At 65.8% G+C, this 18,510-nt stretch carries 19 protein-coding genes; 12 read left to right on the top strand and 7 right to left on the bottom strand.

The window, feature by feature from the left end; genetic code table 11:
• Positions 1-255: 255 nt before the first annotated feature.
• From AAG799_RS16640 to AAG799_RS16630, 3 genes are all read left to right on the top strand, one after another.
• On the top strand, positions 256-1,032 hold the full coding sequence (locus AAG799_RS16640) for a hypothetical protein (RefSeq protein ID WP_341897790.1): 777 nt from the start codon (positions 256-258) through the stop codon (positions 1,030-1,032).
• A gap of 57 nt (positions 1,033-1,089) precedes the next feature.
• A complete protein-coding gene (locus AAG799_RS16635; RefSeq protein WP_341897789.1) occupies positions 1,090-1,695 on the top strand; it encodes a PAS domain-containing protein in 606 nt (201 codons plus the stop codon).
• A gap of 125 nt (positions 1,696-1,820) precedes the next feature.
• Positions 1,821-2,726: an RNA polymerase factor sigma-32 gene (locus AAG799_RS16630; protein ID WP_341897788.1), complete on the top strand. Its 906-nt coding sequence runs from the start codon at positions 1,821-1,823 to the stop codon at positions 2,724-2,726.
• Between the two features lie 6 nt (positions 2,727-2,732).
• Here the strand turns inward: AAG799_RS16630 and AAG799_RS16625 are convergent, their stop codons facing one another.
• Positions 2,733-4,202, bottom strand: coding sequence for a M48 family metalloprotease (locus AAG799_RS16625; RefSeq protein ID WP_341897787.1), 1,470 nt, complete (start codon positions 4,200-4,202; stop codon positions 2,733-2,735).
• Between the two features lie 2 nt (positions 4,203-4,204).
• Positions 4,205-5,005: a crotonase/enoyl-CoA hydratase family protein gene (locus tag AAG799_RS16620; RefSeq protein WP_341897786.1), complete on the bottom strand. Its 801-nt coding sequence runs from the start codon at positions 5,003-5,005 to the stop codon at positions 4,205-4,207.
• A 122-nt stretch (positions 5,006-5,127) separates the two neighbouring features.
• Between AAG799_RS16620 and AAG799_RS16615 the strand changes: the two genes are divergently transcribed.
• The 3 genes from AAG799_RS16615 (at position 5,128) to AAG799_RS16605 (ending at position 8,306) form a co-directional block, all read left to right on the top strand.
• Positions 5,128-5,763 carry a ribonuclease HII gene (locus AAG799_RS16615; protein ID WP_341897785.1) on the top strand — a complete coding sequence of 212 codons (636 nt, stop codon included), beginning with the start codon at positions 5,128-5,130 and terminating at the stop codon, positions 5,761-5,763.
• Between the two features lie 192 nt (positions 5,764-5,955).
• Complete coding sequence (locus AAG799_RS16610; RefSeq protein WP_341897791.1) at positions 5,956-7,077, top strand: site-specific DNA-methyltransferase; 1,122 nt, start codon at positions 5,956-5,958, stop codon at positions 7,075-7,077.
• A 143-nt stretch (positions 7,078-7,220) separates the two neighbouring features.
• Positions 7,221-8,306: a PAS domain-containing protein gene (locus tag AAG799_RS16605; protein ID WP_341897784.1), complete on the top strand. Its 1,086-nt coding sequence runs from the start codon at positions 7,221-7,223 to the stop codon at positions 8,304-8,306.
• Here AAG799_RS16605 and AAG799_RS16600 read toward each other — a convergent pair.
• A complete protein-coding gene (locus AAG799_RS16600; protein ID WP_341897783.1) occupies positions 8,303-8,746 on the bottom strand; it encodes a DUF3237 domain-containing protein in 444 nt (147 codons plus the stop codon). The two genes, AAG799_RS16605 and AAG799_RS16600, sit on opposite strands and share 4 nt — an antisense overlap.
• A 17-nt stretch (positions 8,747-8,763) precedes the next feature.
• On the bottom strand, positions 8,764-9,237 hold the full coding sequence (locus AAG799_RS16595; RefSeq protein ID WP_341897782.1) for a MarR family winged helix-turn-helix transcriptional regulator: 474 nt from the start codon (positions 9,235-9,237) through the stop codon (positions 8,764-8,766).
• A 136-nt stretch (positions 9,238-9,373) separates the two neighbouring features.
• On the opposite strand from AAG799_RS16595, the gene fabF reads away from it, so the two are divergent.
• Positions 9,374-10,633: a beta-ketoacyl-ACP synthase II gene (fabF, locus tag AAG799_RS16590; RefSeq protein WP_341897781.1), complete on the top strand. Its 1,260-nt coding sequence runs from the start codon at positions 9,374-9,376 to the stop codon at positions 10,631-10,633.
• A gap of 36 nt (positions 10,634-10,669) precedes the next feature.
• Here the strand turns inward: fabF and AAG799_RS16585 are convergent, their stop codons facing one another.
• Complete coding sequence (locus tag AAG799_RS16585; protein ID WP_341897780.1) at positions 10,670-11,353, bottom strand: hypothetical protein; 684 nt, start codon at positions 11,351-11,353, stop codon at positions 10,670-10,672.
• A 336-nt stretch (positions 11,354-11,689) separates the two neighbouring features.
• On the opposite strand from AAG799_RS16585, the gene AAG799_RS16580 reads away from it, so the two are divergent.
• The gene (locus tag AAG799_RS16580; protein ID WP_341897779.1) at positions 11,690-13,366 is read left to right on the top strand and encodes a HAMP domain-containing sensor histidine kinase; all 1,677 of its coding nucleotides are present in this window, start codon (positions 11,690-11,692) and stop codon (positions 13,364-13,366) included.
• Positions 13,367-13,384: 18 nt separating this feature from the next.
• Here AAG799_RS16580 and AAG799_RS16575 read toward each other — a convergent pair whose 3' ends face one another.
• A complete protein-coding gene (locus AAG799_RS16575) occupies positions 13,385-14,002 on the bottom strand; it encodes a hypothetical protein (RefSeq protein ID WP_341897778.1) in 618 nt (205 codons plus the stop codon).
• 230 nt (positions 14,003-14,232) lie between these two features.
• Positions 14,233-14,739: an RT0821/Lpp0805 family surface protein gene (locus AAG799_RS16570; protein ID WP_341897777.1), complete on the bottom strand. Its 507-nt coding sequence runs from the start codon at positions 14,737-14,739 to the stop codon at positions 14,233-14,235.
• A 195-nt stretch (positions 14,740-14,934) separates the two neighbouring features.
• Here AAG799_RS16570 and pdxH point away from each other — a divergent pair, with 195 nt between their 5' ends.
• The 4 genes from pdxH to AAG799_RS16550 all read left to right on the top strand — a co-directional run.
• Complete coding sequence (pdxH, locus tag AAG799_RS16565; protein ID WP_341897776.1) at positions 14,935-15,525, top strand: pyridoxamine 5'-phosphate oxidase; 591 nt, start codon at positions 14,935-14,937, stop codon at positions 15,523-15,525.
• The gene (locus AAG799_RS16560; protein WP_341897775.1) at positions 15,522-16,487 is read left to right on the top strand and encodes a cation diffusion facilitator family transporter; all 966 of its coding nucleotides are present in this window, start codon (positions 15,522-15,524) and stop codon (positions 16,485-16,487) included. The genes pdxH and AAG799_RS16560 overlap by 4 nt, the downstream gene beginning before the upstream one ends.
• 56 nt (positions 16,488-16,543) lie before the next feature.
• Entirely contained in the window at positions 16,544-17,962 is a 1,419-nt protein-coding gene (locus AAG799_RS16555) for a sodium:proton antiporter (RefSeq protein ID WP_341897774.1), read from the top strand.
• A gap of 98 nt (positions 17,963-18,060) precedes the next feature.
• The coding region (locus AAG799_RS16550; RefSeq protein WP_341897773.1) for a sodium:proton antiporter at positions 18,061-18,510 on the top strand (450 nt) is incomplete at its 3' end.

Below are 18,510 nucleotides of genomic sequence, written 5' to 3'. Positions count from 1 at the left end.
CCTGATTCCGTTTCGTTCCGGTGTCACGCCGGACGCGAAAAGATCACACGGCTTTTCGCTCGCATTCTTCAGCGGGTCCGGTAGCATCGGTTGCCGGACCCGCTTTTCATTGGCCGATTCGTTATCGATTTGTCCGCGCCGCTTAGCACTGCTCCCATCCCCGCTCTGCCTCCCAAGGCGGCGGTTGTTCCTGCGTCTGCGGCACCCCAGTCTGCGGCACCCCAGTCTGCGACACCGGCCGATCCGGCCTTTGCCGTGCTGCGCCATGCCCGCCGCATCTGGGCCGTCGCCGCCATCCATGCCGAAGCCGCGCGCCTGAGCGACGCGCATGACGAGCTGGCCGCGCGCCTGTTGCCCGGCGACCGCCTGGTCTATCTCGGCAACATGATCGGCCATGGCGCCGATACCATCGCCACCATGGATGCGCTGCTGGCCTTCCGGCGCGATTTCCTCTGCCTGCCCGGCGCCGAGCCGGAAGACATCGTCTATCTGCGTGGCGCGCAGGAAGAGATGTGGCGCAAGCTTTTGCAGATCCAGTTCGCGCCCGGCCCGGGCGAGGTATTCGACTGGATGCTGCGTCACGGCCTGGCACCGGTGCTGCAGGCCTATGGCGTCGATCCGCAACAGGGCCGCGGCATCCTGCGCGAAGGCGCATTGGGCATCAGCCGCTGGACCAACTCGCTCCGCGCCGCGATCCGCAAGCATCCCGGCCATGACGACCTGTTCGGTAGCTTCCGCCGCGCTGCCTATTCCGGCGGCAACGAGCTGCTGTTCGTGCATGCCGGCATCGATCCCGCCGTGCCGCTGACCGCGCAGGCCGATCATCTGTGGTGGGGCTCGCCGGCCTTCCGTTCCTTAAGCCAGCCCTATGCCGGCTTCCGTCGCGTGGTCAGCGGCGGCAATCCGCGCGGCGAAGGCGCCCATCTCGATGCCTTCACCTGCTGCCTGGATGGCGGCGCCGGCTTTGGCGGTCCACTCAATGTCGCCTGTTTCGGGCTCGACGGCGCCATTGTTGAAAGTTTCGCGATTTAGGCGGTAAACCAAGCCCTGATGGTTGCGCCGGCTGACCGCACCGGTAGCATGGCGCGCATGCAGACCTCCGAAATGGAGCAGCTGGTCGCAGATCTTCTCGATGACCGGCAACCGATCCTCAAGGATTATTTCGCCACCCGTGGCGCAAGACTGGAAGCGCTGACCTGGTCCCCAACCAGTGCGGTTACCGATCATGATGTGTTGCGATTTCTGATCGCGTACTGGGACGCGCTGCGTGGTGATGCCACCCTGCCGCAGGCCAGCGCGGTCACGCCCTTCGATCTCAAGCCGGCACTGGGCCATATCCTGCTGATCGATGTGCTGGATGACGGCTGGAATGGCCGCTTCCGCGTCTATGGCACCAAGGTGGCAGAGACCTATGGCCGCGACATGACCGGCCGGCTGCTGTCGGATATCGACGGCGGCAACTACGTGTCGATCTTCTTCCGCGCGCTGTACCGCGCCGCCTGGCTGCGCCGGGCCTCGTATTACTCGCACCATTTCCCGCCGGCCCATGTGGCGGTGGAATCCTGGCAGCGGCTGGCCCTGCCGCTGGCCGGGCCCGATGGCAAGGTGTGCCGGTTCCTCGCCTGCAACATTGCCGGGCCCTGGCGTCCGCCCCTGCGCCCCGGCGCCTCAACCACGGCCCGCACGGTACTCTGATCCGCAGGCCTTAACCGGTGGTGGCTGTTTCACGCAGCCGTGAGTGATCCGCTTGCCGGCCGCAGGCGTAGAATTGGCAGACCAGCGAGGCTGCCATGACGCCAGAGCGGAGCCGACTTACCCCAGTGGATGCCCAGGACGGCGCGCCTGCGGCCGATCCCATTCTCCGTGCCGGTGCTGGTGCCGTTGTTGACGGCGACCGCGCCTTCGTGCGCCGTGCCATGCGGCTGCCGCTGCTGTCGCCCGAGCAGGAGGTCACGCTCGCCCAGGCCTGGCGCGATCACCAGGACCAGACCGCGCTGCATAAACTGGTGGCACCGCATATGCGGCTGGTGATTTCGACGGCCGTGCGCTTCCGCCATTACGGCCTGCCGGTCAGCGACCTGATCCAGGAAGGCAATCTCGGCCTGATGCAGGCGGCCGCGCGCTTCGAGCCGGCGCGCGAGGTGCGCTTTTCCACCTATGCCTCCTGGTGGATTCGCGCCGCGATCCAAGATTTCGTGCTGCGCAACTGGTCGATCGTGCGCACCGGCACCACGGCGGCGCACAAGTCGCTGTTCTTCAACCTGCGCCGCCTGCGCGCCCGCATCGAGCGCGGCGGCCAGGATGTGCTGACACCGGAAGGCCGCCGCATGCTGGCGCGCCAGCTCAATGTCAGCGAAAGCGACGTGGCCCATATGGAAGGCCGGCTGGCCGCCGGCGACCGCTCGCTGAATGCGGTGATCGGCGTCGATGGCGACAGCGACTGGCAGGATCTGCTGGTGGATGACCGGCCCGATCCCGAAGCCCTGTCGATGGCGCGGCATGACAGCCGGCTGAAAAAACGCTGGCTGGGCGAGGCACTGGCCGACCTGCCCGAACGCGAACGCCGCATCCTGCAGGCGCGCTTCTTCTCCGACCACACGATCACGCTGGAGCGCATCGGCGCGCATATGGGCATTTCAAAGGAGCGCGTGCGCCAGCTGGAGCATCAGGCGCTGACCCGCCTGCGCCGGCGCCTGGGCGATATTCCCGGCCTGCAGCCGAACTGAGCCGGTTTACTCCACCGTCTTGAAGCGCTCGCCTGGTTTGGGTTGTTCGCCGGGCTGCAGGGCGTTGAGCACGCGCAGCTGTTCGGCCGCATAAGAGCCCAGCGGCGCGGTTTTGGCATAAGTCTCCACCGTATCGCCGCTGCCGACCTTCACCACCTTCAGCTGCACCGGCTGCACCGCATTGGCCTCGGCCTCGGACAGATGCTTCAGCGTGTTGATGCTGCGGATCATCGCCGGGTCGATTTTAGCCAGGCCGCCCACCGGGGCCATGATGACAAAGCGCAGGATGGCATCGGTCGGAAAACCGACCGCGACAAAGCGCACATCGGCGTTGCCGCTTTTCAGCTGGATGCGGCCAGACGCGGTGGCCGCCGGCATGCCGTTCACCTTGATCGCCTCGGCATTGCTGAGACGCAGGTTGGGCACCCAGATGCGGGTGAGGTAATCCAGCGCGTTGCGCGAGGCCTGCAGCTTTTTCTTGTCACTTTCGATATCGAACTGCAGCTTGCCGCCGGGGCCGCTGGCCAGCACCGCATCGCTGCTGTTGGCGATGCGCCAGCCATCGGGCACCGAGAAACTGAGGCGCAGGCCGGGATGCGTGAAGGTGGTGCCGCGCACCACGCCTTCCTTGGGATCGTCGCCGTAGATCATGCCGTCGATGCGGTCCATATATTCGTCGCGGCGGTAGACCGGATTGGCAACCGGCTGTTCCTTCGCCGCCGCGATCGCCTCGCGCACGCGCTGCGGTCCGCCCGGATGGGTGGCGAACAGATCGTTCATGCGATCCTTGCCGGCGGCGCCGGCCTTCTTGCTTTCCAGGCCGCTGTAGTCACTGAGGGATTGCAGGAAGCCCGCCTGCGCATCGGGTGCGTAGCCGACGCGCGACAGCAGCTTCACGCCGATGGTATCGGCTTCCAGCTCGTTCTCGCGGCTGAAGCCGGCGAGATACAGGCCGCCGCCAACGCTGCCAAGCTGGCCGACCAGATCGCCGGCACCGGAGCCGAGAAAGATCGAGCCCAGCACCGAGCCGATGCCAACCGCGCCCTGGGTGATCAGCGAACGGTCATAGCGCTTTTCCGAATGCTGGGCGATGACATGGCCGATCTCATGGCCGAGCACCCCGGCGGCCTCGGCTTCGTTATTGGCCAGCGCCAGTGTGCCGCGCGTGATGTAGACATAGCCGCCGGGCAGCGCGAAGGCGTTGACCACCGGCGAATTCAGCACCGTGAAGGTGAAACTGGAGGCCGGCTGGCCCGACTGGCCGGCGATGCGCCCGGCGATGCCGGCGACATAGGCGCCGATTGCCGGATCGTCATAGGCGCCGCCGAACTCCTTGAGGATTTTCGGATGCTCCTGCGCGCCGACTTTTTTCGCATCGTCGGGCGACATGAAAATCTGCGCCGAACCCTGCGATGGCGCCAGCGATGGCACCAGCAGGCTGGCGGTCAGACAGGTGGCAATGGCAAGGCGGCGCATGGTCAGTGTCCCTTGAAACGCGCGGCACGCCGCTCCACGAAACTGGCGACACCTTCCTTAACATCCTCGCTGGCCATAAGTGCCTTCTGTGTCGGATGGAAATTTGCCACCGCGGCGGCCGGGCCGGTTTCCACAGCGATGCGGGCATTGCGCAGCGTGGCCGAAACCGCCAGCGGCGCCTGGGCAGCGATGCGCTCGGCCAGCCGGATCGCCTCGTTCAGCTGGCCGCCGGGCGCGGTGACCTCCTGCACGAAGCCGAAGCGCAATGCGGTGGCGACATCGAATTCATCGCCGGTGAGCAGGTAGCGCATGGCATTGCCCCAGCCGGCACGTTCGACCATGCGGATGGTGGCACCGCCGGTGGCCATGATTCCGCGCTTCACCTCCAGCTGGCTGAAGCGGCAGTCGCTCGCCGCCACCACCATATCGGCCGCCAGCATCAGCTCGATGCCGATGGTATAGGTGATGCCCTGCACGGCGGCGATGACCGGTTTGCTGCGGAACGGACCGGCATTGTTGCAGGGATCGATCTGGCCCGGCGCGACCAGCAGATTGTTGTTGCCCATCAGGGGTGCCACCTTGGGCAGATCGAGGCCGGCGGTGAAATGCGGCCCCTCGGCATAGAGCACGGCGACACGCGCCTGGGCATCGGCCTCGAACGCCGTGTAGGCGGCAGCCAGTTCCTTCAGCATCTTCGGCGTGAAGCCGTTCAGCTTGGCCGGGCGATTGATCCCGATCAGGAAGATCGCGCCCTGGCGCCGGGTGAGGATTTCGCCATCTGCATCTACGATCTGGGACTGCATGCTGCTCCGCCGGTTGCTCTGGGTATTTTATAACTTTCCCACACCGCGCCGGATGCGGGCAAGGCAGGCAAGTATATAATGCGCCGCATGGCAGTTGCTTGGCATTTGGGAGAATCGGCGCGATGCCGGATTTCGCGCTGGAACTGAGGCTGGCGGCCGATCCCGCCGGCGGCCTGATCTGCGGCGTGGACGAGGCTGGCCGCGGCCCGCTGGCCGGGCCGGTGGTCGCCGCCGCCGTGATCCTGGACCGGCGCCGCAAGCCGCAAGGCCTGGACGATTCCAAGAAACTGACGGCGGCACAGCGCGAGGCGCTGTTTGTGCGGCTGTTCGACTATGCCCGCGACGGCCATGCCCATATCGGCATCGGCGCCGCATCGGTGGCCGAGATCGGCCGGCTCAACATCTTCCACGCCACCATGCTGGCGATGCAGCGCGCCGTCACGGCCTTGCGGGTGATTCCGGCCCATGCGCTGATCGACGGGCCCCATTGCCCGAAGCAGCTGTGCTGCCCCGCCACCGGCGTGGTGGATGGCGACGCGCTCAGCCTGTCGATCGCCGCTGCATCCATTGTCGCCAAGGTGGTGCGCGACCGCGCCATGGCCAAACTGCACCTGCGCTATCCGGCCTATGGCTGGGACCGAAACAAGGGGTATGGCACCGCGGCGCATCAGGCCGGCCTGGCCGCGGCCGGCGTTACCCCCCATCACAGACTAGGTTTTGCGCCTGTAGCCCAGCAGATGACTCTACATCTAGGTTAACGGGTTAATAACCTAAAGAATCTAATGACTTGCGGATCGTTTTAGGGGGATGATCCGCAGATGGCGCCGACATTTATCGATCCGACGAGCAAGTCCCGCAACAAACCGGGGCTGCGCAAGGGCCATCTCAGCCTGGTCGGCACCAGCCCGGATACGGGCCGCACCGCAACCGCGACGCGTGCCAAGCCTCTCATGGCCAAGCCCGCCCGGGCCGAACTGGCGCAGACCCTGCCGCATCCCGATCTGCCGCTGGACAAGATCCTGCTCGGCGAATGCATCGCGCAGATGAATGCGCTGCCGGCGGAATCGATCGACTGCATTTTCGCCGACCCGCCCTACAACCTGCAGCTCACCGGCGAACTGCGCCGCCCCAACGACAGCGTGGTGGATGCGGTCGATGACGACTGGGACAAGTTCGCCTCCTTTGCCGAATACGACAAGTTTTCGCAGGCCTGGCTGAAGGCGGCGCAGCGCCTGCTCAAGCCCAACGGCACCATCTGGGTGATCGGCAGCTATCACAACATTTTCCGGCTCGGCGCCCAGCTGCAGGATCTCGGCTTCTGGATGCTGAACGACGTGGTGTGGCGCAAGACCAACCCGATGCCGAATTTCCGCGGCAAGCGTTTCACCAATGCGCATGAAACGCTGATCTGGTGCAGCAAGGACCAGAATGCGCGCGGCTATACCTTCAACTACGACGCCATGAAGGCCCTGAACGAAGACCTGCAGATGCGCTCTGACTGGCTGATCCCGATCTGCTCGGGCGGTGAACGCCTGCGCGGCGAGACCGGCGCCAAGACGCATCCGACCCAGAAGCCCGAGGCCCTGCTGCATCGTGTGATCATCGCCTCCACCAAGCCGGGCGATGTGATCCTCGATCCCTTCTTCGGTTCCGGCACCACCGGCGCCGTGGCCAAGCGGCTCGGCCGCCGCTTCATCGGTATCGAACGCGAAACCGCCTATGCCAAGGCGGCCGAGCGCCGCATCGCCATCGTGCAGCCGGCCGCGCATGACGATGTCGAGACCATGCGCTCGAAGAAAGACGAGCCGCGCATCCCGTTCGGCTGGGTGGTCGAACGCGGCCTGCTGCAGCCCGGCACCGTGCTGTTCGACCAGTCACGGCGGTTTTCCGCCAAGGTTCGCGCCGATGGCAGCCTCGCCACCCGCGATGCCAGCGGCTCGATCCACAAGATGGGCGCCCATGTGATGGGCGCCAGCGCCTGCAACGGCTGGACCTTCTGGCATATCGAGGTCGAAGGCCAGCTCAAGCCGATCGACATCCTGCGCCAGAAGCTGCGCGCGGAACTGGGCTGACCACCCGTTTCGCGAGTCTTTCGGCGGCCGTTTTCCACATCAAATCCCACGCGCCGCGCGGCTTGGTGCTGGCCTGATTCGCCATGCGGGTGATACCCTGCGCTCTGCCGCTGCGGGTCGGAAGCCGGCGATGAGGACAGGGCGTGAAGGATCAGCAAACCGCATCCGCTGCATTGCTGCAGCGGCTGAGTGAGGACGACGAATCGCTGCTTGATGGCCGCGATCCCAAAGTCGATTCCATGCTGATCGAGCGGCTGTACCAGAGCAGCTTTGCCACCCGCTATGTGCCGATCCCGATGCTGTTCGGCGCCTTTGTGATCTATCAGGACTATCTGACCTGGTGGCATATCGCCGGCATCGGCCTGCTCTATGCCGCCGGCACGCTGTATCTCGACCGCCTGCGCGACGCCTATACCGAAAGCGGCGCTTACGACACCACCACCGACTGGGGCATGCGCTTTGCCATCGGCTGCGGCGCCACCGGCTTGAGCTGGGGCCTGGTCGGATGGTTCGGCTATCCGCCCGGCGACTTTGCCCTGCAGGCCCTGCTCTGCGTCGCCTGGGCCGGCCTGACCACCAGCAGCCTGAACACGCGGGCGATGCACCTGCCCTCCTTCTACGCCTTCATCATCGGCATCTCGGTGCCGTTCTTCGCGCGCGGGTTCCTGTTCGGCGAACCGAGCACTGTGGGCATGGCCTTCTTCGGCACCATCCTGCTGGCGGCGCAATGCTTCTGCGCCCAGGTCAACAACCGGCGCGAACGCCTGTCTGCCGCCTTGCGCCTGCGCAACGCCGAACTGATCGGCGAGATCGACCGCGCCCGCCATGCCGCCGAAACCAGCCATGCCGAGCTGGAAAATGCCCATCACGCGGTGCAGGCCGATATGGCGACGCTGCAGCGCATCACCCAGACCGGCTCCTGGCACTGGCAGGCGCCCGATGGCGCGGTGGCCTGGAGCGACCAGTTCTACCGCCTGCTCGGCCTGGCACCGCAATCCTGCCCGGCCGCCCTGGCCGCCTGGCTCGACTGCGTGCACGCGGATGACCGCGAGATCGTGCGCGCCCATTACCAGCGCCTGCGCCAGGGTGCGGCACGCGATTCGGTCAGCTTCCGCGTGGCAGGCGAAACCGCGAAGCCGCGCTGGCTACAGTCGATTGCCGAAAGCGAGCGCGCCGCCGATGGCAGCGTCGCCTGGATTCGCGGCCTGCTGCGCCACGAACCGGATTAGTCGACGGCGAAGACTTTCAGCAGCACCTGGTCGGGCGTGCGCTCGCCCAGGCCGACATGCAGGCGATGCACCAGCCATTGCAGATCCGGCGCCGCCGTCTCGAACCGCATCGCCGTGCGCATGTAATAGGCCGATGGATCGACACGCTCGCCGCGCGCCAGCTTTGCCATCACCTCCGCCGGACCGATGCGCAGGCCGCGGCTCCACACCTCGACCTGCGCGCCAGTATCGAGTTTGAGCATGTAGCGCGCATCGAGATCGGCCAGGCCATCGGGACGAAGCGTTTGCCAATCCGCACCGCCAGACAGAATCACACCGGAAAGCTTCCCGCTGACCTTGCCACCCGTGATCGGCACACAGCGGCGCTCGCCGCTCGCATCCCTGCCGATGCTCTGCGGCACGCCGACATCGACAGCCAGCGAAAAGACTTCTGTCAGCATGGTTCCTCCAGCTTCTTTTATGCGCCGCGCAGTTTTTCGACCACCTGCGTCAGCTGCTTATGCAAAGTCTCGATCTGCGCGACACCGAGGCGTTTCTTCAGCGCCGCCTGCGCCTTCTGCCATAGCGGCACTGCACGGAGGAAAAGTCTGCGGCCTTCTGCAGTCAACCGCACCACACGCCGGCGGCGGTCATCGGCGGCGGTATCCTGTATGACCAGGCCGCGCCGTTCCAGCAGGCGCAGATTGCGGGTCAGCGTGGTGGCATCGACACCGATCAGCTGCGCCAGCGCCGCCATGGAGAGGCCGTCTTCCTGATAGAGCGAGGCCAGCGTGGCGAATTGCGGCATGGTGAGATCGACCTCCGCCATGAAACTGTTATAGGCCTGCATGCTGAGTCGGGTGGCCGCATGCAGGCGCAAAACAGTGCAGCCCTCCTCCATCAACTGGCGGAACGCGGCAGACTCCAGCACAGGGTCGGTTTTGCGGGCCATCCTTCTAGATAAACGGCTTTGCCAGATTTGCAAACAGCTGGCCTTGCAAACCGGTCGCCCAAAGCTTATCTGTACCTGCAATATCTGTATATACATCTATTATCCGCCAATTTTATTCATCTTGGGGAGAAGCGCCATGCGCGAAGTCGTCATCACCGGACTGGGCCTGGTCACGCCGCTGGGCGTCGGCGTCGAAACCAACTGGCAGCGACTGACGGCCGGATTATCCGGCCTGCGCCATATCACCGGCTTCGATACGTCTGACCTGCCGGCGAAAGTGGCCGGCATCGTGCCGGATATCAAAGACGACGCGCAGGGCTTCGATCCCGACACGGCAGCGCCGGCGAAAGACCGCCGCAAGATGGACCGTTTCATCCAGTTTGCGCTGACCGCGGCCGGCGAGGCGATGAAGCAGGCCGGCCTGACCCTGGCCGATGCCGCCGCCCGCACGCGTGCCGGCTGCATCATCGCCACCGGCATCGGCGGCTTCCCGGCGATTGCCGAAGCGACCCGCACGGTGGAACGCGCCGGCCCGCGCAAGCTGTCGCCCTTCGTGATCCCCTCCTTCCTCGGCAACCTGGCCGCCGGCCATGTCTCGATCCGCCACGGCCTGGAAGGCCCGCTCGGCTGCCCGGTGACCGCCTGCGCCGCCGGTGCCCAGGCGATCGGCGATGCCGCGCGCATGATCCGCAGCAATGAGGCCGATGTGATGGTGGCCGGCGGCACCGAGGCCTGTATCGACCGCGTCAGCATTGCCGGCTTTGCCGCCGCCCGCGCACTCGCCACGGCGCATAACGACGATCCGGCACGGGCCTCGCGCCCCTTCGATGCCAACCGCGACGGTTTCGTGATGGGCGAAGGCGCCGGAATCCTGGTGCTGGAATCGCTGGACCATGCCCGGGCGCGCGGTGCACAGATCCTGGGCCGCGTCCTGGGATACGGCACGACAGGCGATGCGCATCACATCACCGCGCCGCCCGAGGATGGCCGTGGTGCCAAACGCGCCATGCAGATCGCGCTCGACACCGCGGGCCTGACCGTCGACCAGATCGGCTACATCAACGCCCATGCCACGGCGACACCGGTGGGCGATGCCGCCGAAATCTCTGCGGTGAAAAGCCTGTTCGGCAATCACATTGCCCAGCTTGCCATGTCGTCCACAAAATCGGCGATTGGCCATCTGCTGGGCGCGGCAGGTGCGGTAGAGGCGATCTATGCCCTGCTGGCGGTGCGCAGCGGCCTGCTGCCGCCGACGCGCAATCTCGATCAGGTCGACCCGGCCTGCGCCGGCATCGACCTGGTGCCGCATCAGGCCAGGGCGAAAGCGATCGACTATGCGATGTCGAATGCATTCGGTTTCGGCGGCGTCAATGCCGCGGTCATCGTTGGCCGCTGACACGGCGGGGATTGTCGGGAAAGCATAAGACTGCCGCTAGGTGCGGAGATTCACCGTCATGCCCGTGGTGGGCGCGCTGGCCTTCTGAAGATTGGCGAGTTCGCGCGTGGCGTCGCCAAACGCGCTTTGCATCGCGCTGCGGTCACGGCCCTGCAGCAGCGGGTTCATGCCGGTGAGCTGCAGTTTCTTCATCACCTTGGCGAGTGCACTCGTCACGGTGGCTGCATCAGCTTTCAGGCCGGCCAGCGCACCCGTATCGATGCTGCCGGCCGGGCCCAGCCCCAGTTCGGCCTTGATCTGCGCCGCCGCCGACTGCGCCGCGGTCAGCGGCTTTGACGGATCGGTTACAGCCGGCGCCGTCAGCGTCAGGGCTTTGGGCTGCGGCGGCGTAATGCCGCTGCCGGTACTGCCCGACAGCGCACGGCTGAGGTCGCGGGCGATCATGCGGATATCGTCGGCCACACTGCGCGCCATGCGGCCGTTGCCCAGCGCCGCGGCCGAACCCGCCGCCAGTGTGAGGCCGGCCAGCTTCAGCTTGGCATGCTCGATCTTGCGGCGCGCCAGATCGGCCGGTGTCGCGCCTGCACCGCCAAGAGCACTGCTTTTCTTGAGATCGGCCCGAACCGTGTCGAGTTTCACTTCGGCATCGGTTTTCACGCGCACGACCTTTGTCGCGGCCTGCGGGGCAGTGATGGGATTGCCGGTGACTGAAGTGACCATTACGGCAGTCTAGACTGAAACGGCCCGACAGGGGTTAACCGCCGAACCACCTTAGTGACACATCGGATGCCGGCACGATGGCCGCCGACAACCCTACGTAGACGCGCGCGCGCGCGCGGACAAAGAAGTCATGGCAATTTGCGACCGAGTCGGTAAGTTGCTTCTGATCTTTCCCTACCGCACCCGGGCCGCATGAACAAACCTGAGGGGGTATCCCCAGCCCTGCTCAAACGGTTGATCCACGAGACAGACGCAACACCCAGACCGGCCGACCGCCCCCTCATCGAGGCCGTGATCGCCGAGCGGCTGTATCGGCTCAGCCGCCCGACCCGATACATGGCGTTCCTGTTCATGGCCGGTCTGTTCGCCGCCTTCTGGAACAGCCTGCAAATCTGGCAGATGGCGCTCACCTTCGGGCTCAACCTTGCCGGTACGCTGTGGTTCGACCATCTGCGGCGCGGCTTCGCCGCCCGCCCCGATCCTTTCGCGGCAGCCAGGTCCTGGACCAACCGTTTCGCACTGGCATCGGCGGTCACCGGTGCCGGCTGGGGCCTGCTCGGCTGGTTCAGCTTCGTGCCCAACGATTTCGAATCGCAGATCACGCTCGGCTTTGCGCTTTGCGGGCTGATCACCCTCAGCGTGCTGACCCGCAGCGTGCATCTGCCATCCTATTATACGTTCATGATCACCACCCTCGCACCGCCGCTGATCCGCTGCCTGGTGGAAAGCAGCGCCGGCGCATTGACGATTGCCTTCTGCGGCCTGGTCTTTGCAATTTTCACCTCGATCTGGAGCCACAACGCGCATGACAAGGAATTGCGTTCGGCCGCCCTGCGACTGCGCAATGCCGAGCTGCTGCAGGAGATCGACCAGGCCCGGAAGATGGCGGAGGCCGCCCGCGATGTGGCGGAAGAGAACTATCGCCGCACCCTCGACTCGCTGCAGAACGCCCAGCGCATCGGCAATGTCGGCAACTGGGACTGGGATGCGCAACGCGATACGACCTTCTGGTCGGACCAGTTCTACCGCCTGATCGGCCTGGCGCCGGGCAGCATCCAGGCAAGCACCGAAGCCTTCCTGGCCCGCGTGCATCCCGAGGACCGCGACAGACTGTCGGACAGCATCAGGGCCGCGCGCGATGACTCGACACAGACGACAGCAGAATTCCGCGTCGCCATTCCCGGCGGCGAGCCCCGCATCCTGCTCGCGGTCAACGAGACGGTGCGCGACAGTGATGGAGAAATCCTCCGCGTGGCCGGCACGCTGCGCGACGTGACCCGGCAGCGCAACTATGAAAACGCCCTGATCAAGGCGAAATCGGAAGCCGAGCGTGCCAGCCTGGCCAAGACGAACTTTCTCGGCAATCTCAGTCACGAACTGCGCACGCCGCTCAATGCCGTGATCGGCTTCGCCGAGATCCTGACACTGCCGCAGCTCAGGGCCGGCAGTGCGAAGGCGGCGGAATACGGCGCGCTGATCCTGAAGAGCAGCCGCCATCTGCTGGCCCTGATCGACGATCTGCTCGATATCGCCCAGATCGAGGCCGGCCATTTCGCGCTGCGGCCGGAACAGCTGGATGTCTCGACGGCGATCGCCGCAGCCGTCACACAGGTGCAGCCTGTGCTGCAGCAGAGCGGTTGCCAGCTGGCGGTCAGCGATACGCATGGCAGCGTCGTGGCCGACCGGCGGCGGCTGCAGCAGATCCTTGTCACCCTGCTGGAGGAAGCGATCCAGCTGTCGCCGGCGGGAAACCGCCTGGCCCTGACGACGGCCGCAGACAACGCGGCGATGCGCATCACCCTGACCAGCCAGGCGGCCCTGCCGGCGATAACGGGCGAGGCGCGGCCGCTGCACAGTTTCGAGCAGCGCGCGCCCTATCATGCCAGCGATCTGGCCCTGCGCCTGGCCATCATGCAGGAGCTGGTGCGCCATCACGGCGGCAGCTTGCAGAGCGAAGCCGCGGCGGGCGGCACGGCCATACATCTGCGCCTGCCGGTGGCGAGCCCGGTCTGAACCGGGCACTTCAGCGGATCAGGTGGTGATATCGACCATGCCGCCGGTGCCCGGCGCGGCAGCCGCCTGCAGGCCGGACAGCGCGCGCTCGGCCTCGCCCACCGTGCGGTCCATCTCGCCGCGGTCTTTTCTGTTCAGGCCGGGATGCAAAGCCGTCTCGCGCAGCTTGCGCATGATCTTCTTCAGCTCTTTCGCCAGTTCGGCCGCTTCGCCTTTCAGGGCGGCGAGGTCGTTGCCGGCGGCAAGCGCCTGCTTCTGCTGCGTGGCGGCTTTTTCGCTGTCGGCCGCACTGCCGCTGTTGCCGGTGATGGCCGGCGTGGCACTGCTGCCACCGGCCTCGTTCAGCGCCTTGCCCAGCTCGCGCGCCGCATCGCGGATATCCTTGGCCACCTTGCGCGCGAGTTTCGCATCGCCGGTGGCCGCCGCCGAGCCGGCAGCCAATTTCAGCGCCTGCAGCTTGGCCTTGAGCTGCGCGATCTTGCGGCGCGCCGCTTCCCTGGCCGCGTCGGTCTTCTCGGCTTTCAGGTTTTGCAGGATTTCGTCGAGCTTGCGCTCGGCATCGGTTTTCTGGCGCGGCGCCCGCAGGGCAACCAGCGCATCGCGCGCCTCAAGAAAGGCACGGTTCTGGGCGCTCATCTCTGCCCGAGCAGAATCCCTGGCAATCTCGGCGACCATTCTGGCCCCCTCCTCTGCAATGTCTGCCACCCGGCTTCTGCCGGGCAACCGCGCCATTCTGGGCCCGCAGGGTTAACACATCACAAAAAAAGACGGCGCATCCGAAAGGATACGCCGTTTAGTCTGGGGGGAAGGGAAAGAGGAATACGTAGGTATTCAGCCCGGCGCCCTGCAGCGCCCGGGCCGGGACATCAGTGCATGACCTTCCAGCTGCCGTCGGGCTGGCGGCAGGCGGTGCCATAGCCCTGCTTGCTTTCGCCGCCGACCTGGATGGTCTGCTGGAACTCGCGGCAATATTCGCCGCCCGGCGCCTGGTAGGCCGGTTGCGGCACGATGGTGCCGGCATTGCCGCTGTCGGGGTTGCGCCAGGACACCTGGGTACCGGACGGGGTGGTTTCGAGCGCGCGCTGGTTGGCGCGCTCCATATAGGTGCGGTCGGCCTTGTCGAGCGACTTGCCGACTTCCGAGCCGAGCAGCGCGCCGATCAGGGTGCCGGCGGCGACGCCGACGAGCGTACCCGTACCCTTGCCGAACTGGGCGCCGGCGACGGCGCCGCCGATGCCGCCGAGCACGGCGCCACCGGTCTGCTTCGGGCCGCTGTCATTGGCGCAGGCGGCAACCAGGGCTGCGATACCGATTGCGGCAACCACACTCGTATAGCGGCGCGGAGCGGCAAAGCGATGCGAAATGGCGTTCATGGACGTCGTGATCCCCTTGGACATACCCATGGCGGGTACGACAGAAAATCTGAGCGGGGATTACGGCGGGATTGCGGCGGGGGTTGGGTAACTTCGCGGCACACTGTAACATCACATGATGCCGGACCCGGTCCGGCCTTGTCGCGATTGTTTCGCAGTCCCAAAGACTTGCCCAGACCTTAACAGAGTCAGACCATGACCCCCGCCGCCGATCCGTTCGCCCTGTTCTCCGCCTGGCTCAAACAGGCCGAAGCCAGCGAGCCCAACGATGCCAATGCGATGGCGCTGGCCACCGCCGATACCGATGGCCTGCCCAATGTGCGCATGGTGCTGCTGAAGGATCACGACGCGCGCGGCTTCGTTTTCTACACCAATTTCGAAAGCCAGAAGGGCACCGAACTGCTGGCCAACAGGCAGGCGGCCGCCGTGTTCCACTGGAAGAGCCTGCGGCGCCAGGTGCGCATTCGCGGCGCGGTGAGCGTGGTGAGTGATGCCGAGGCCGATGCCTATTTCGCCTCGCGCGCCCGCGACAGCCGCATCGGCGCCTGGGCCTCGCAGCAGTCGCGCCCGCTGGAAGGCCGTTTCGCGCTGGAAGCCGCGGTGGCGAAATATGCCGCCAGGCATGCCATCGGCGAAGTGCCGCGGCCGCCCTACTGGTCAGGTTTCCGCATCGCGCCAAGCTATATCGAGTTCTGGACCGACAAGCCGTTCCGCCTGCATGAACGCCTGGTCTATCGCCGCGCTGATGCGGCGGCACCCTGGGCGACCGAACAGCTGTACCCGTGACCGACGCCCACGATCCGGCCCTCAAAGCGCGGCTGATGCGCCGCGCCACCTATGCCTCGGTGCTGGTGGTACTGCTGCTGGTGGCGGCAAAACTGGCGGCCTGGCTGCAGACCGAATCCGTCGCCCTGCTCGCCTCGCTGGTCGACAGCCTGCTCGATGGCGTGGCCTCGGCCATCAATCTGTTCGCGGTGCGCCACGCGCTGACGCCGGCCGATGACGAACATCGCTTCGGGCACGGCAAGGCCGAGGCGCTCGCCGGCCTGGGCCAGGGCGCGCTGGTGGCCGGCTCGGCGCTGTATCTGTTCATCACCGGCATTCAGCATCTGATCACCCCGCAGCCGATCGGCAGCAGCCCCGCCGGCATCGCCGTGATGGTGCTGTCGATCCTGTTGACCGGCGGCCTGATCCTGTACCAGCGCCACATCGTGCGGCAGACCGGTTCGCTCGCCATCGCTGCCGACCGGCTGCATTATGTCGGCGATCTGGCCACCAACCTGACCGTGATCATCGCCCTGCTGCTGGCCAGCCAGCCCGACTATGTCTGGGTCGATGCCGTCGCGGCACTGATCGTCGCGACCATCATCGTGAAAAGCGCCATCGACATCGTGCGCGGCGCGCTCGACAACCTGATGGACCGCGAGCTGGCCGATGCCGACCGCGAGCGCGTTCTTGCCGTGGTGCGCCGCCACGACAAGGCACGCGCCCTGCACGATCTGCGCACGCGCCAGGCCGGCACGCAGGTCTTCATCCAGTTTCATCTCGAACTCGACCCGGAGATCTCCCTGCGCGAGGCGCATCGCATTTCCGACGAGATCGAGGCCGAACTGCTGGCCCTGTTCCCCGGCGCCGGCATCATCATCCACCAGGACCCGGCCGGCCATGACGAACCGGAGGCGCCCTATGTGACCACGGCGGGCGAAACGCCGCCGGACCAGGGGCCGCCCGGTCGCCAGCCGGGTTGATCCCGCCCCGCCCGCGCCGTTAAGCTGCGCGGCTATTTCGGGATATCGGGGGAATCATGACCTGTCTGCGTCTTCTGCGCCTTGCGCCTGTCTGTGCGCTTGTCCTGCTCGCCGCCCTGCCGGCCCAGGCCGCCGCCATCGATGGACGCAGCCTGACCATCCTGTGGGTGCTGCCGTTTGCCGGCATCCTGCTTTCGATTGCCCTGATGCCGCTGTTCACCCCGACCTTCTGGCATCACCACTATGGCAAGGTGGCGGCCTTCTGGAGCCTGTGCGTCATCGCGCCCTTCGCCCTGCAGATCGGCGCCGGCGGCACCGCGCATGTGCTGCTGGAAGTGGCGCTGCATGAATACATCCCCTTCATCATCCTGCTGTTCGCGCTGTTCACCGTGGCCGGCGGCGTGCGGCTGACCGGCAACCTGCATGGTTCGCCCAGCCTGAACACCGCCATGCTGTTCATCGGTACCGTGCTGGCCAGCTGGATGGGCACCACCGGCGCATCCATGCTGATGATCCGGCCGCTGATCCGCGCCAACGATAACCGCAGGTACAATGTGCATGTGGTGATTTTCTTCATTTTCCTGGTCTCCAACATCGGCGGTGCACTGACGCCGCTGGGCGACCCGCCACTATTCCTCGGCTTCCTCAAGGGTGTCGATTTCTTCTGGACCACCAAGGCGCTGTTCATGCCCACCCTGCTGGTTGCCGTGGTGCTGCTCGGCCTGTTCTATGCCCTGGACAGCTATCTCTACAAAAAGGAAAGCATCATCGCGCCCGATCCGACGCCCGACAGCGCCATCGGCATGGAAGGCGGCATCAATCTGGTGCTGCTCGGCGCCGTGATTCTGGCCGTGCTGATGTCGGGCACCTGGAAACCCGGCGTGGAACTGAGCGTGTTCGGCGTCGGCGTCGAACTGCAGAACCTGGCCCGCGACATCCTGCTGCTGGTGATTGCCGGCCTGTCGCTGAAGCTGACCGCGCAGCAGACGCGCCGCGACAACGGCTTCACCTGGGGTCCGATCGCCGAAGTGGCCAAGCTGTTTGCCGGCATCTTCGTCACCATCATCCCGGCCATCGCCATCCTGCGCGCCGGCCCCGATGGCGCGCTTGGTGCGCTGGTCAGCCTGGCCTCCAATGCCGACGGCTCGCCGAACAACGTGATGTATTTCTGGCTGACCGGCCTTCTCTCCAGCTTCCTCGACAACGCGCCGACCTATCTGGTGTTCTTCAACATGGCGAGCGGCGACGCACAGGTGCTGATGGGAACACTGGCCACCACGCTGCTGGCGATCTCGGCCGGCGCGGTGTTCATGGGCGCCAATTCGTATATCGGCAATGCGCCGAATTTCATGGTCAAGGCAATTGCCGAAGAGATGAATGTGAAGATGCCGAGCTTCTTCGGCTACATGGCCTGGAGCTGCGGCATCCTGCTGCCATGTTTCGCGCTTGTTACCCTGCTGTTCTTCATGTTCTGACCTGGCACGACCCCAGCAAGGGTTGCCATCGACGGCAGCGCCCCCCATATCGGTTATGCGACACACGACGCGAATAACAACCGAGGGGGCGCGCCGCGATGCCAGCCATATTTCCCGCTGCTGTTTTTGCAACGCTGCTGCTGTGCGGCTTCGCGGCACCCGCACAGGCCGCCGCCATTGACGGCGCGGCCCTGAGCCTGCTCTGGGGCCTGCCCTTTGCCGGCATCCTGCTCTCCATCGCCCTGCTGCCGCTGCTGGCGCCGTCTTTCTGGCATCATCATTACGGCAAGATCGCCGCTGCCTGGGGGCTGGCCTTCCTGATTCCATTCGGGCTGCACAGCGGCATTGGCGCGGCCACCCATGTGGTGCTGGAAGTAGCGCTGCACGAATACCTGCCCTTCACCATCCTGCTGCTGGCGCTGTTCGTGATTGCCGGCGGCGTGCGCATCCGCGGCAACCTGCATGGCAGCCCCAGCCTGAATACCGGCCTGCTGGCCGCCGGCACGGTGCTGGCCAGCTGGATGGGCACCACCGGCGCCGCCATGCTG

Source organism: Ferrovibrio terrae, assembly GCF_943371255.1.
Lineage (GTDB): Bacteria > Pseudomonadota > Alphaproteobacteria > Ferrovibrionales > Ferrovibrionaceae > Ferrovibrio > Ferrovibrio terrae_B.
The sequence above is the reverse complement of the archived record's forward strand: the minus strand, read 5'-3'. Positions and strand labels throughout refer to the sequence as shown.

What these genes read in the sequence shown, in the direction of transcription:
- AAG799_RS16635 (WP_341897789.1), top strand. Translation starts at nt 1,090, where the DNA reads ATGCAGACCTCCGAAATGGAGCAGCTGGTCGCAGATCTTCTCGATGAC.
- AAG799_RS16625 (WP_341897787.1), bottom strand. Translation starts at nt 4,202, where the DNA reads ATGCGCCGCCTTGCCATTGCCACCTGTCTGACCGCCAGCCTGCTGGTG.
- AAG799_RS16620 (WP_341897786.1), bottom strand. Translation starts at nt 5,005, where the DNA reads ATGCAGTCCCAGATCGTAGATGCAGATGGCGAAATCCTCACCCGGCGC.
- AAG799_RS16615 (WP_341897785.1), top strand. Translation starts at nt 5,128, where the DNA reads ATGCCGGATTTCGCGCTGGAACTGAGGCTGGCGGCCGATCCCGCCGGC.
- AAG799_RS16610 (WP_341897791.1), top strand. Translation starts at nt 5,956, where the DNA reads ATGGCCAAGCCCGCCCGGGCCGAACTGGCGCAGACCCTGCCGCATCCC.
- AAG799_RS16600 (WP_341897783.1), bottom strand. Translation starts at nt 8,746, where the DNA reads ATGCTGACAGAAGTCTTTTCGCTGGCTGTCGATGTCGGCGTGCCGCAG.
- AAG799_RS16595 (WP_341897782.1), bottom strand. Translation starts at nt 9,237, where the DNA reads ATGGCCCGCAAAACCGACCCTGTGCTGGAGTCTGCCGCGTTCCGCCAG.
- fabF (WP_341897781.1), top strand. Translation starts at nt 9,374, where the DNA reads ATGCGCGAAGTCGTCATCACCGGACTGGGCCTGGTCACGCCGCTGGGC.
- AAG799_RS16585 (WP_341897780.1), bottom strand. Translation starts at nt 11,353, where the DNA reads ATGGTCACTTCAGTCACCGGCAATCCCATCACTGCCCCGCAGGCCGCG.
- AAG799_RS16580 (WP_341897779.1), top strand. Translation starts at nt 11,690, where the DNA reads ATGGCGTTCCTGTTCATGGCCGGTCTGTTCGCCGCCTTCTGGAACAGC.
- AAG799_RS16575 (WP_341897778.1), bottom strand. Translation starts at nt 14,002, where the DNA reads ATGAGCGCCCAGAACCGTGCCTTTCTTGAGGCGCGCGATGCGCTGGTT.
- AAG799_RS16570 (WP_341897777.1), bottom strand. Translation starts at nt 14,739, where the DNA reads ATGAACGCCATTTCGCATCGCTTTGCCGCTCCGCGCCGCTATACGAGT.
- pdxH (WP_341897776.1), top strand. Translation starts at nt 14,935, where the DNA reads ATGACCCCCGCCGCCGATCCGTTCGCCCTGTTCTCCGCCTGGCTCAAA.
- AAG799_RS16555 (WP_341897774.1), top strand. Translation starts at nt 16,544, where the DNA reads ATGACCTGTCTGCGTCTTCTGCGCCTTGCGCCTGTCTGTGCGCTTGTC.